The organism is Streptomyces sp. NPDC050164 (assembly GCF_044459945.1).
Classification (GTDB): domain Bacteria; phylum Actinomycetota; class Actinomycetes; order Streptomycetales; family Streptomycetaceae; genus Streptomyces; species Streptomyces coeruleorubidus_A.
In genome coordinates, this window is record NZ_JBITJK010000014.1 from 36,808 (window position 1) to 49,392 (window position 12,585).

Sequence of the window (12,585 nt, forward strand, 5' to 3'; positions counted from 1 at the left end):
TCAGGACATGGGACGAGTCACGGAACGACGCAAGGTGCTCCGCATCCGGGACGGGGCGGTCTCCAGCCGTCCGGACACGCTCGTCGCCGAGGAGCCCCTGGAGATCCGGCTGAACGGCAAGCCCCTGGCGATCACCATGCGCACCCCGGGCGACGACTTCGCGCTGGCGGCGGGCTTCCTGGTGAGCGAGGGGGTGCTGGGCGGGCAGCAGGACCTCCGGAACATCGTCTACTGCGCCGGGGCGACCGCCGACGGCTCGAACACGTACAACGTGGTCGACGTGCAGACGGCCCCGGGCGTGGTGATCCCCGACATCACGCTGGAGCGGAACGTCTACACGACGTCGTCCTGCGGCCTGTGCGGCAAAGCGTCGCTGGACGCGGTGCGCACCACGGCCCGCTGGCCCATCGCCGACACGCCCCCGGTCCGGGTCACTCCCGAGCTGCTCGCGAGCCTGCCCGACCGGCTGCGCGCCGCCCAGCGGGTCTTCGACCGGACCGGCGGCCTGCACGCGGCGGCCCTCTTCTCGGAGGACGGCGAGCTGCTGGACGTCCGGGAGGACGTGGGCCGGCACAACGCGGTCGACAAGCTGGTCGGCCGTGCCCTGCAGAACGGGGACCTGCCGCTGTCACGGACGATCCTGCTCGTCTCGGGCCGGGCCTCCTTCGAGCTGGCGCAGAAGGCCGTGATGGCCGGCATCCCGGTCCTGGCTGCGGTGTCGGCGCCGTCCTCGCTGGCGGTGGACCTGGCCGCCGAGACGGGTCTGACGCTGGTGGGCTTCCTGCGGGGCAGCTCCATGAACGTGTACGCGGGTGAGGACCGTATCGCCCTGCGGGCCGCGGCCGCCCAGGGCTGAGCAGGTTCCCCCGCGGCACGGCGGCGGGGCCCCGACCGGCGGGGAGCGCCCCCTGCGCCGCAGGGGCCCCGTCTCGGCCCTCGGGGCAGCCGTCAGTCGCCCGTGCCGGATATGCGCCGCAGCATGCCCGTGAACTGCTCGCGTTCGGCGTCCGACAGCGGGGCGAGCAGCTCGTCGTTGGCCGCGCGGGCCGCCTCCTCGCAGCGCGTCAGCACCCGGGCTCCCCGGGTGGTGAGGGACACCGCGTTCTTCCGCCGGTCCTTCGGGTCCGGCTCGCGCACCACCAGGCCCGCCGCCTGCAGGTCGTTCAGGATGCCGACCAGGTCCTTGGGGTCCAGCCGGACCGCGCGCCCGAGGTCGGCCTGGGCTACGGGGGCCAGGTCGCGGACGGCGGACAGCACCACGTGGTGCCACATCCGCATGTCCTGCTCGGCCAGCGCTTCGGCCACCAGGGCCCGGCCGCGTGCGGCGGCACGGCCCAGCAGCCAGCTCGGCAGGGAGCGGATCGCGGGGAGGGGAGCTTCCGACATGGGCGCAGCCTAACCAAGAAATCGTTGGTTCTCCCTATGATCGTCCTATATCGTTGGACACTCCGACAAATTCGTTGGGATCACCAACGACACCCGGAGGTGCGATGCGCCGCATCCGCTACGAATCCCGAGGCGGCCCCCTGTTCACGCAGGAGGCACCGGTCCCCGAACCCGGCCCCGGAGAACTGCTCGTGCGCGCGGAGGCGATCGGCGTCACACTCCCGGTCGTACGCAAGGTCACCGAGGCTGCCGAGCCGGTGCCGCTCGGCGGCGAGGTCGCCGGGGAGGTCACGGCCGTCGGCGAGGGCGTCACCCGCTTCGGCACGGGCGACCGCGTGACGGGGCTCTGCTTCGGCCACGGCTACGCCGACTTCGCGCTCCTGCACGAGGCCATGGCCTCCCCGGTCCCGGCGGACACCGACGCCGTCACGGCGGTCGCCCTGGTCCGCAGCGGCCTGGTCGCCCTCGGCGCCCTGGAGGCCGCACGGCCCGAGCCGGGCGAGTCGGCCCTGGTCACGGCCGCGGCGAGCGGTGTCGGGCACCTGGCCCTGCAACTGGCCGGGACGCGGGGCGCCGGACGGGTCGTGGGGGCCGTCTCCGACCCGGCGAAGGCCGACTTCGTGCGCGGCCTCGGCGCCGACCACGTCGTCACCTACGGCGATGACACCTGGGGCGCCCCCGTCGACTACGTCCTGGACGGCGTCGGCGGCGAGCTGCTCACCCCGGCCCTCGCCGCGCTCGCCCCGGAGGGACGGCTGGTGGCGTACAGCTCGGGTGGCGGCACCGTCCAGGCGTACGACCTGCTCGTGGGCGCCAAGTCGGTGATCGGGTTCCAGATGGCCCGTATCGCCCGCGGGAAGCCGGAGTTGTACGAGCAGTGGCGCGAGGAGCTGTGGCGGCTGTTCGCCGCCGGAGAGGTCCAGCCCGTCATCCACGGGGAGTTCGCCTTGGAGGACGCGGCGAAGGCGCACGGGGAGATCGAGGCGAGGGCCAACCTCGGCAAGGTCGTCCTGATCCCCTGACGCACGCTTCTTGTGGGGGGTCTGTGAAGCCAAGTACCGTCTGTGGCCCACACATGGGACGTGGGATGTCCTGTTGTCCGAATGTTCGATCTCCGGATTTCTGTTCCCACGCCTCGGTGGTCCAGCCGACAGACGCATGAAGGGCAGGTCGAACCATGCCGTCAAGTCTTCGCGCACGTCTGAGATCCACCCTGACAGCCGTTCTCACCGCCGCGGCGCTGCTCGCGCCCGCCGGCCCGGCCCATGCCCAACCCGACAGGGCCTTACGGGAGTTCGAACAACAGGTCCTCTTCAAGGCCTCCCAGGACCCCGGTTACGCATGCTTCCGGATCCCGGCGATCGTGCGCACCACGGCCGGCACGCTGCTCGCCTTCGCCGAGGGCCGGGTCCTCAACTGCGGTGACGCGGCCGACATCGACATCGTCCTCAAACGCTCCACCGACGGCGGCCGCACCTGGGGCCCGCTCCAGGTCGTCAACGAGGGCGCGGGCGACACGCACGGCAACCCCGCGCCCCTCGTGGACCGCAGGACCGGCCGGATCCTGCTGGCCGAGACGTACAACACCGGCCGTACGGACGCCGGCAACTGCACCGTTCCCTGCGACCGCACCCCGCACCTCCAGTACAGCGACGACGACGGCCGGACCTGGTCCGAGCCGCGCGACCTGAGCGACGAGATCCTGCCCGAGCACTGGAACTCCTGGTACGCCACCGGACCGGTGCACGGCATCCAGCTCACCCGCGGCAAGCACGCCGGACGGCTGGTGTTCGGCGTCAACACCGAGACCTGGGACGGCAGCAGGGTCACCGCGAACCACGCCGCGCTCATCGTCAGCGACGACGGGGGCGACGACTGGCGGGTCGGTGCCACGGACTCCTGGCCCATAGCTCAGGACGGCACGTTCCGGCAGAAGCCGTCGGAGGTGACGCTCACCGAACGCGCCGACGGCGCCCTCCTCGTCAGCGGCCGGGAACAGGACGGCACCGACCTGGGTCACCGCTCCCAGACCCTCAGCCTGGACGGCGGCGACAGCTTCGCCACGCCCTTCCGCGGCCTCCCCGACCTCTACACGCCACAGGTCCAGGGCGCGACCCTGCGCCTCGGCGACCGGCTCCTGCTGTCCGCCCCCGCCGATCCCGACCGCCGCCGGACGATGATGGTCCGCTCCTCCTACGACGGTGGGCGCACCTGGGACAGCGTGGACCGGGGCACGGTCGTCACCACGGACTGGTCCGGCTACTCCGACATGGCGGCGGTCAACTCCTCGACGGTGGGCCTGCTGTACGAGGGAGGGGCGGTCGACGCGCGCGACGAGATCCGCTTCGCCCGCTTCACCGAGGACTGGCTGAAACCGCGCCGTGGCGCCGATCCGACCACCCGCGACGCGGCGTGGGGCGCGCGGCCCGCGGCCGTGCTCGGCGGTGCCGGGCGGACGGCCGGTGCCCGCGGCGGCGCGCTGTCCTTCGACGGCACAGACGACGCCGTACGCCTGCCCTACCGGTCCCGACTGCCGCTCGGCGAGGGGGACTTCACGGCGTCGCTGTTCTTCCGCTACACGGCCACGACCGGCGAACAGCCCTTCCTGTGGATGGGCGGCATCGGCAGCACCCAGCCGCAGGTCTGGCTGCGCGGGGAGCCGGCGAGCGACCGGGTCCGGGCGCTCGTCACCACCCGGTCGGGCGCGGCGACCGTCAGGACGGCCTCGGTGTGGACTGCCGGCGCCCACAACGACGGCCGCTGGCACCACCTGGTCCTGCGCCGGGGCGGCGGACAACTGACCCTCTTCCTCGACGGCACGCCGATCAGCACCTCGGACGTGCCGGGCTCGGTCAGCCGTAACTCCCCGTTCGGCGTGCACATCGGCCAGCGCATGGACAGCCGGGCGTTCCTCACCGGGGCGATCGACGACGTCCGCGTCTGGAACCGGGCCCTCACCGACAAGGAGGTGGCCGCCGGCACCAAGGGCGCGGCCGCCAGGGGCACGATGCTGTGGCTCCCCATGGACCAGGTGAGCGGCAGCAACTAACGTCACGGCACGTGCCCGACGACGCAAAAGCAGCACGAGCACGACAGCGCACGGGAACCGGGATCGGCCTGCTGCTGGTCCTGGTTCTCGGGGCAGCGCTGCTCATCGCCCTCCCTGAGGACGACAGTCCAGACGACGAGGCCGCCTGCCGGGCGCGCACGGTCCGCTCCTGGCAGGCGGACGACGGCCTCACCGCGGAGTTCGCCCGCTACGGCGACGACGCCACCCGCACCGACGACTGGACCGGCGGCGACGGCACCCACTCGGTGCGGCTGCCGGACGGCCGGGTGCTGTGGCTGTTCTCGGACACCTACCTGGGCCGGGTGTACGGCCCGCCCAACCCGGCCGGCGAGTCCCACGCCTGGCGGGACACCACCGCCCCGCTGGTGCGCAACTCGGCCGTGCTGATGCGCGACGGCCGGCTGGAGACGACCCTGCCCGCCCCGCTCTTCGCCGACCCGGCGCCGGGCCAGTGGCGCTGGCCGGTCGCCGCCCGCGTCGAACCCCGCTCCCCCGGCTCCTCGGAGCAGGTCGTCCGGGTGCTGCTGTGGGTGCGCACGGCCGGCCAGGCCCCGTGGATCTACGGTGTGCCCACCGCGACCGAGGTGGCCACGCTGTCGCTGCCCGGTCTGCGCCTGGAGTCGATCGTCAAGGTGCTCGACCAGCAACTGGTCCCCGACCCCTCCCGGCGGGTGCTGTTCGGCACGACGCTGGTCGAGGAGGACGGCTGGACGTACGTCTTCGGCGGCGACGACGGCCAGGCCGCCTCCCGCCCGGCCTCGCACGCGCACCTCGCGCGGGTGCCGGAGGGCAGGCTCGGGGATCCGGCGGCCTGGCGGTACTGGACCGGCTCGGCGTGGGCGGCCGGCGCCCGTCCCCGGCCGGTGCTCGGGGACGGGCAGCGCAAGGGGGTGGGCAGCGCGTTCTCGGTCGTCCGGGACGACGGGACGTACGTGCTGTTCACCATGGCCGCGGGCACGAAGGGCCTGACCACCGTGGCCTCGTACTGGGCGTGCTCCCCGGCCGGGCCGTGGCACGGGCCCGCGAAGGAGTTCAGCCCGTCGCTGCCGCAGGGCCAGGTGGCCGCCTACAACCCGCAGACGCACCCGGTGCTGAGCGGCGACGGGCGTCTCGTGCTGAGCTACGACGTGAACTGGCTGGATACGACGGGCGCCGCCGCCCAGCTCAGCCGGAACGTGTCCCTGTACCGACCACGATTCGTGACGCTGCGGCTGGCTCCGGCGCGGTGACCTCCGGGCGGGGATCGTGCGAGCGGCGCTTGGCGATCACCGCGCAGACCATCAGCTGCATCTGGTGGAAGAGCATCAGCGGCAGCACGGCCAGCGAGGCCTGCGGGCCGAACAGCACGCTCGCCATGGGCAGTCCGGCGGCCAGGGATTTCTTCGAACCGGCGAACTGGAGGGTGATCCGGTCCTCCCGGCTAAAGCCCAGCGCCTTGCCGCCGTACCAGGTCAGCAGCAGCATCACGGCGAGGATCACGGCCTCGACGCCGAGCAGCCCGGCCAGCCGGAGGGGGCTGACCTGGTGCCAGATGCCCTGGACCATGCCCTGGCTGAACGCGGTGTAGACGACGAGCAGGATCGAGCAGCGGTCGACGAGTCCGAGGACCTTCCTGTGGCGGGTGATGAAACCGCCGATCCAGCGGCGCAGCAGCTGTCCGGCGAGGAACGGCACGAGCAGTTGCAGCACGATCTTCAGCAGCGAGTCGGCGGAGAACCCGCCCCCGCTGCCGCCGAGGAGGGAGGCCGCGAGCAGCGGGGTGGCGATGATGCCGACGAGGGAGGAGAAGGAGCCCGCGCAGATCGCGGCGGGCACGTTGCCGCGGGCCATCGAGGTGAAGGCGATCGAGGACTGCACGGTCGACGGGACGAGCGTGAGGAAGAGCAGACCCTGGTACAGCGGGTGCGTCAGGATCACCGGCACCAGCCCGCGGGCCGCCAGGCCGAGCAGCGGGAAGACGGCGAAGGTGCAGGCCAGGACGGTGACGTGGAGCCGCCAGTGGCGCAGGCCGTCCAGTGCCTCACGGGTGGACAGCCGGGCGCCGTAGAGGAAGAACAGCAGGGCGATCGCCGCCGTGGAGGCACCGGACGCGACATCGGCGACCGTCCCGCGGGCCGGGAACAGCGCGGCGACACCCACCGTCGCGAGCAGGAGAAGGATGTACGGGTCGATCGGCATCCGACGCGGCAGGCGCAGGCGTTTCACGGTGCTCCACTTGCTTGGTGCTTACGGGCGGTACAGGGCCGGTACGGCCCCCTTTCATCTTGCTCCCCGATCCGGCGATCGGGAATCCGGCATACCGCTCTCACTGTCATCACGTTCCGCGATAGCCTGGCGCCATGTACGACCCGTCCCATCTGCGCACCTTCCTGTCGGTGGCGCAGACGCTGAGCTTCACGCAGGCCGCCCGTCGGCTCGGGCTGCGGCAGTCCACCGTCAGCCAGCACGTGCGGCGACTGGAGGACGCCACCGGGCGGACGCTGTTCACCCGGGACACGCACTCGGTGGAGCTCACCGAGGACGGCGAGGCCATGCTCGGGTTCGCGCGCCGGATCCTGGAGGTGCACGAGCAGGCGACGGCGTTCTTCACGGGCACCCGGCTGCGCGGCCGGCTGCGCTTCGGCGCGTCGGAGGACTTCGTGCTGACCCGGCTGCCGGAGATCCTCGAGGGCTTCCGGCACGACCATCCGGAGGTCGATCTGGAGCTGACGGTCGAGCTGTCGGGCACGCTGCACGAGCAGCTCGTCGCCGGGAAGCTGGACCTCGTCCTGGCCAAGCGGCGGCCCGAGGACCCGCGCGGGGAGCTGGTCCGGCACGACAGGCTGGTGTGGATCGGCGCGGAGCGCCTCCGGCTCGACCCGGAGCGTCCCGTGCCGCTCATCGTCTATCCGCCGCCGGGCATCACCCGCGCCCTCGCCCTGGAGGCGCTGGAGCGGCAGGGCCGCGAGTGGCGTGTGGTGTGCACGAGCGGCTCTCTCAACGGCCTCGTCGCGGCGGCCCGGGCGGGGCTCGGCGTGATGGCCCACTCCCGCGGCCTCATCCCGCCGGGCCTGGTCCGGGTCCCGGACCGGGCGGGGCTGCCGGAGCTGGGGCAGGTCGACTTCGTCGTGGTCCACGGCCGGCGCCGCCCCTCCGCCCAGGGCGCGGCGGACGCCTTGGCGGCGGCGATCCTGTCGGGCGGTGACCGGCTGAACCGGAGTGACGAAATCCGCCTCCGGGGCGCTGACAGAAGAGACGGCCGGGCACCGCGCGCGAGGAGCCTCGGGCCGTGACCCGGTCGTACAGATTCGGTGGAGATTACGGCTCCGAAACTTACTCAACCGTCAGGATTCTGTCCGACCCTTCCCCATGTGAGCGCATTTTCCCTCCCTGACCAGCGCGGACAAGAGCCCTGCTCGCCTTCGCAACCCCTCCCGCCTTCTGCCCGGTTGGGGTAGCTTTCACGGCGCTGTGCGGAGCGTCACTCAACGAAAGCGCTGAGGAGCGGGGAGCGGGGTTTGCGCGAGTTCACCAACCCTCCGTTGGCGTTGGCACCTCCGGTGGGCGGTCTGGCCGACGTGGTCTTCGAGCATGCCCAGGACGACCCGCTGCACATCGCACTGGGCCGCAAGGACGAGTCCGGGCAGTGGCGGGACGTCACCAGCGCCGAGTTCCGCGACGAGGTGCTCGCCCTGGCCAAGGGCCTGCTGGCCAGCGGCATCCGGTTCGGCGACCGGGTCGCGATCATGTCCCGTACGCGCTACGAGTGGACGCTGTTCGACTACGCGCTGTGGACGATCGGCGCCCAGGTCGTGCCGGTCTATCCGACGTCCTCGGCCGAGCAGTGCTTCTGGATGCTGTACGACGCCGAGGTGACGGCCGCGGTCGTGGAGCACGAGGACCACGCGATGACGATCGCCACCGTCATCGACCGGCTGCCGCAGCTGCGCCGCCTGTGGCAGCTGGACACCGGCGCGCTGCACGAGCTGTACGACGCCGGCGCGAGCATCGACGACGAGGTGGTGCACCGCCACCGCCAGGCCGTCACCCCCGACTCGGTCGCCACGATCATCTACACGTCGGGCACCACCGGCCGCCCCAAGGGCTGTGTCATCACGCACGGCAACTTCATGTACGAGGCGGACACCGTCATCGAGCGCTGGGAGCCGGTGTTCCACTCCAAGCGGGGCGACGAGGCCGCCACCCTGCTGTTCCTGCCGCTCGCCCATGTCTTCGGGCGGATGGTCCAGGTCGCCGGGATCCGCGGCAAGGTGAAGTTCGGCCATCAGCCGCAGCTGAACGCGGCGGCCCTGCTGCCCGACCTGGCCGCGTTCAAGCCGACGTTCTTCCTGGCCGTGCCGTACATCTTCGAGAAGGTGTTCAACGCGGCCCGCCGCAAGGCCGAGAAGGAGGGGCGCTCCGGCCCGTTCGAGAAGGCCGTCGACATCGCCATCAAGTACGCGGACGCGATCGAGGCGAAGGCCTGGGGCATCGGCCCCGGCCCCTCCGCCGGCCTGCGCATGCAGCACCAGCTGTTCGACAAGCTCGTCTACTCCAAGATCCGCGCCGCGATGGGCGGCCGTATCAAGCACGCCATGTCGGGCGGCTCGGCGATGGACCGGCGGCTCGGCCTGTTCTTCGCCGGGGCGGGCGTGCACATCTACGAGGGCTACGGCCTGACCGAGTCCACGGCCGCCGCGACCGCCAACCCGCCCGGACGCACCCGGTTCGGCACGGTCGGGCAGCCCATCCCGGGCATGACCGTGCACATCGCGGACGACGGGGAGATCTGGCTGCACGGCCAGAACCTCTTCCAGGGTTACCTCAACAACCCCAAGGCCACTGACGAGACCCTGCACGACGGCTGGCTGGCCACCGGCGACCTCGGCGCGCTCGACGAGGACGGCTACCTCACCATCACCGGCCGCAAGAAGGAGATCCTGGTCACATCGGGCGGCAAGAGTGTTTCGCCCGGTGTGCTGGAGGAACGCGTCCGTGACCATCCACTGGTCAACCAGTGCATCATCGTCGGCAACGACCGCCCGTACATCGCCGCCCTCGTGACCCTCGACCAGGAGGCCGTGGAGCACTGGCTGACGATGCGGGGCAAGATGCGGATGTCCGCGGCGGAGCTGGTGCGTGACGCGGATCTGGAGACGGAGGTGCGGCGTGCGGTGGTCGCGGCCAACACCCTTGTCTCGCAGGCCGAGTCGATCCGCACCTTCCGCATCCTGGCCCAGCCGTTCACCGAGGAGCACGGGTTGCTGACCCCGTCCCTGAAACTGAAGCGCAAGGCGATCGAGAAGGCGTACGAGAAAGAGGTCGAGGCGCTGTACCGGGCGTGACTTGCCAGGTACCGGCCGAATCGCACGCCTGAATTCTCCCGTCAGGAATGCATCACGGCTCGTGATCGTTGACGATGGGAGGCACACCCGACCACAAACCGAAGGATCGAGAGCTCGTGAGCAAGGTCCCCCCGATCATCCTGAACAACGGCGTCGAGATGCCCCAGCTGGGCTTCGGCGTCTGGCAGGTGCCGGACGACGAGGCCGAGTCGGCCGTCGCGACGGCGCTGGAGGCCGGGTACCGCAGCATCGACACCGCGGCGATCTACGGCAACGAGGAGGGCACCGGCAAGGCCATCGCCGCGTCCGGCCTCCCCCGCGAGGAGCTGTTCGTCACGACGAAGCTCTGGAACGCCGACCAGGGGTACGACTCCACGCTGCGCGCCTTCGACACCTCGCTGGAGAAGCTCGGCCTCGACTTCGTCGACCTGTACCTGATCCACTGGCCGCTGCCGGCCCGGGGTACCTACGTCGACACGTACAAGGCGTTCGAGAAGCTGCACGCCGACGGCCGGATCCGGGCCATCGGTGTCTCCAACTTCCTTCCCGAGCACCTGGAGCGGCTGATCGGCGAGACGTCGGTCATCCCGGCCGTGAACCAGATCGAGCTGCACCCGCACCTCCAGCAGAACGCCGCCCGTGAGTACCACGCGGAGCAGGGCATCGCCACGGAGGCCTGGTCGCCGCTCGGCCAGGGCAAGGGCCTGCTGGAGGTCCCGGCGATCGTGGCCATCGCCCAGAAGCACAACCGCACGCCGGCCCAGGTCGTCCTGCGCTGGCACATCCAGCTGGGCAACGTGGTCATCCCGAAGTCCGTGACGCCGGCGCGGATCAAGGAGAACATCGAGGTCTTCGACTTCACCCTGGACACGGAGGACCTGGCGGCCATCAGCGCCCTCAACGAAGACCGCCGCCTGGGCCCGGACCCGGCGACGTTCGACGGGGTCTGAGGACCCCGGCCCTTGGCCGTGTGACTGACGCGCCCTGGTTCCGACCCCGTGGGGAGTTTCGGAACCAGGGCGCGCTTCTGCCTTCTCAGACCGGCTGCCCCACCGGTCGTACGACCATGGTGTTGATGTCGACGCCACTCGGCTGGTGGGTCGCCCAGACGACTGAGTCGGCGATCTGGTCGGGCGTGAGGAGGTGGCCGGGCGGGAGGCTGCCGTAGGAGTCCCAGAAGGGGGTTTCCACCCGGCCTGGGGCGACCAGCGTCACCCCCACCCCCCACTCCGTGACCTGCCGCCGCGTGTTCTCCGCGAGCCCCGTCACCGCCCACTTGGTCGCCCCGTACAGGTTGCCCGGCCCGTGCACGAACCCGGCGACGCTCCCGACGAGCACGATCCGCCCCCGCGTCTCCTTCAACGCGTCGATGGACGCCCGTATCAGCAGAGCCGGCCCCAGGACGTTCGTCAGCACCATGTCGGTCCAGCCGGCCGGATCCCCCTCGGCGACCGTGTCGTGCGTGGCGGAACCGGCGTTGGCCACGACCGTGTCCAGCCGCCCGAACGCCTTGACGGTGGCGTCGACCGCCGCCCGGACGTCGTCGTACACGGCGGTGTCACCGACGAGCGTCAACAGCCCGTCGGGCTCCCCGAGTTCCTCGGCGAACCCGCGCAGCCGTTCCTCCCCGCGCCCGGTGACGGCGACCCGCTGCCCCGCGGCCAGCAACCGCCGCGCCACGGCGGCGCCGATCCCACTGCCACCGCCGGTGATGAGCGCAACCCGAGAGTCGGACATGGATTCCCCCTGAGATTCTTGCCCGGCCTGAGATCCGGCCGGGTGGTCGATGCCGGGGAGTCCATCACTTGGAGCGCTCTCGAAGTCAAGGCCTAGCCAGCCCGCACCGCCGTGTGCACCGTGTGGGCCTCCAGGACGAACACGTCCGGGCGACGGTGCAGGCTCGCCTCGTCGTCGGGGTCGAGGAGCCGGTCGAGGGTCGCGAGGTCCTCCGCGTCGAGGCCCTCCGGGAGCCTCTCGCGCAGGTGCGACAGGGACGCCACGACGTAGGCACGGGCCCGGTCCGAGGCGGGTGCGGGCAGGTCGAGCAGGAAGGTGTGCGTCCGGGTGTGCTTCAGGCCCGCGGCGGCCAGCAGGGCGGGCCAGTCCTCCGTCTCCGCGACATGGCCCGGCAGCTCCGCACGCATCCGCGCGAACCACTCCGCCTCAACCACGTCGATCCGCGCCTGGAGTCCGGGCCGGCCGATGCCGATGTCGCGCGGCAGGTACCGCGGGGGCAGACCGCCCTCCATGAGGGCGAGAGTGCCGCCGGGCGCCAGCCGCGCCGCGAAGGCGGTGAGCGCGGCCCGCTGGTCGCCGAGGTGGTGCAGGCTGCGGCTCGCCCAGAGCAGGTCGGCGGGGTAGTCCAGCTCGTCGAGCACGTCCGGGAGTTCACCGGCGATCGTGCCGAAGCGGTCGGCGACCCCCAGCCGCTCGGCCCGTGCCCGCGCCCGCTCCAGCAGCGGCTCGGAGCCGTCCACGGCGACGATCCGCGCACCCGGGAACGTCTCGGCGAACAGACACGACACGACGCCCGGCCCGCTGCCCGCGTCGACGATCAGGCCCGGCTCGGTCACCTCCTTCGCCAGCCAGGCCATGGCCCGCTCGTACAGGGACGCGAACAGCTCCGCCTGGGATTCCAGTCTCGGGCCCATCTCGGCCCAGTCGATGTCCGTGTGGCCGTGGTGGTGGCCGTGGCCGTGCTCGTGGTTGTGGCCGTGCTCGTGGTCGTGGTCGTGGTCGTGCGCCATGGTGGTCAGCCTCTCCCTCGGATGCCGCCAGCCTGCGCCGACGCACCGGGAGAAGGCC

Annotated in this window: 11 protein-coding genes; 7 read left to right on the forward strand and 4 right to left on the reverse strand. The window is 71.7% G+C overall.

Features of this window, described 5'->3' with window-relative positions:
• Positions 1-7 precede the first annotated feature (7 nt).
• Positions 8-856: a formate dehydrogenase accessory sulfurtransferase FdhD gene (gene fdhD / locus ACIBNA_RS20145; RefSeq protein WP_399166524.1), complete on the forward strand. Its 849-nt coding sequence runs from the start codon at positions 8-10 to the stop codon at positions 854-856.
• 92 nt (positions 857-948) lie between these two features.
• Here fdhD and ACIBNA_RS20150 read toward each other — a convergent pair whose 3' ends face one another.
• Complete coding sequence (locus tag ACIBNA_RS20150; protein ID WP_399166525.1) at positions 949-1,386, reverse strand: MarR family winged helix-turn-helix transcriptional regulator; 438 nt, start codon at positions 1,384-1,386, stop codon at positions 949-951.
• Positions 1,387-1,490: 104 nt separating this feature from the next.
• Here ACIBNA_RS20150 and ACIBNA_RS20155 point away from each other — a divergent pair, with 104 nt between their 5' ends.
• The 3 genes from ACIBNA_RS20155 (at position 1,491) to ACIBNA_RS20165 (ending at position 5,685) form a co-directional block, all read left to right on the forward strand.
• Complete coding sequence (locus ACIBNA_RS20155; protein WP_399166526.1) at positions 1,491-2,408, forward strand: zinc-binding alcohol dehydrogenase family protein; 918 nt, start codon at positions 1,491-1,493, stop codon at positions 2,406-2,408.
• Positions 2,409-2,563: 155 nt separating this feature from the next.
• Positions 2,564-4,435 (forward strand): exo-alpha-sialidase, encoded by a 1,872-nt coding sequence (locus tag ACIBNA_RS20160; RefSeq protein ID WP_399166527.1) that lies wholly within the window; start codon positions 2,564-2,566, stop codon positions 4,433-4,435.
• A gap of 11 nt (positions 4,436-4,446) precedes the next feature.
• On the forward strand, positions 4,447-5,685 hold the full coding sequence (locus ACIBNA_RS20165; protein ID WP_399166528.1) for a DUF4185 domain-containing protein: 1,239 nt from the start codon (positions 4,447-4,449) through the stop codon (positions 5,683-5,685).
• On the opposite strand, the gene ACIBNA_RS20170 is transcribed toward ACIBNA_RS20165, so the two are convergent.
• A complete protein-coding gene (locus ACIBNA_RS20170; protein WP_399166634.1) occupies positions 5,621-6,634 on the reverse strand; it encodes a bile acid:sodium symporter family protein in 1,014 nt (337 codons plus the stop codon). The genes ACIBNA_RS20165 and ACIBNA_RS20170 overlap by 65 nt on opposite strands.
• A 161-nt stretch (positions 6,635-6,795) precedes the next feature.
• Between ACIBNA_RS20170 and ACIBNA_RS20175 the strand changes: the two genes are divergently transcribed.
• The 3 genes from ACIBNA_RS20175 to ACIBNA_RS20185 all read left to right on the forward strand — a co-directional run bounded on the left by ACIBNA_RS20175 (position 6,796) and on the right by ACIBNA_RS20185 (position 10,730).
• Positions 6,796-7,728 carry a LysR substrate-binding domain-containing protein gene (locus ACIBNA_RS20175; protein WP_399166529.1) on the forward strand — a complete coding sequence of 311 codons (933 nt, stop codon included), beginning with the start codon at positions 6,796-6,798 and terminating at the stop codon, positions 7,726-7,728.
• A gap of 225 nt (positions 7,729-7,953) precedes the next feature.
• Positions 7,954-9,780 (forward strand): AMP-dependent synthetase/ligase, encoded by a 1,827-nt coding sequence (locus ACIBNA_RS20180; protein WP_399166530.1) that lies wholly within the window; start codon positions 7,954-7,956, stop codon positions 9,778-9,780.
• Positions 9,781-9,938: 158 nt separating this feature from the next.
• On the forward strand, positions 9,939-10,730 hold the full coding sequence (locus ACIBNA_RS20185) for an aldo/keto reductase (protein WP_399166635.1): 792 nt from the start codon (positions 9,939-9,941) through the stop codon (positions 10,728-10,730).
• 85 nt (positions 10,731-10,815) lie between these two features.
• On the opposite strand, the gene ACIBNA_RS20190 is transcribed toward ACIBNA_RS20185, so the two are convergent.
• Both ACIBNA_RS20190 and ACIBNA_RS20195 read right to left on the reverse strand, forming a co-directional pair.
• Positions 10,816-11,517 (reverse strand): SDR family oxidoreductase, encoded by a 702-nt coding sequence (locus ACIBNA_RS20190; RefSeq protein ID WP_399166531.1) that lies wholly within the window; start codon positions 11,515-11,517, stop codon positions 10,816-10,818.
• A gap of 92 nt (positions 11,518-11,609) precedes the next feature.
• Positions 11,610-12,527, reverse strand: coding sequence for a class I SAM-dependent methyltransferase (locus ACIBNA_RS20195; protein WP_399166532.1), 918 nt, complete (start codon positions 12,525-12,527; stop codon positions 11,610-11,612).
• Positions 12,528-12,585 lie beyond the last annotated feature (58 nt).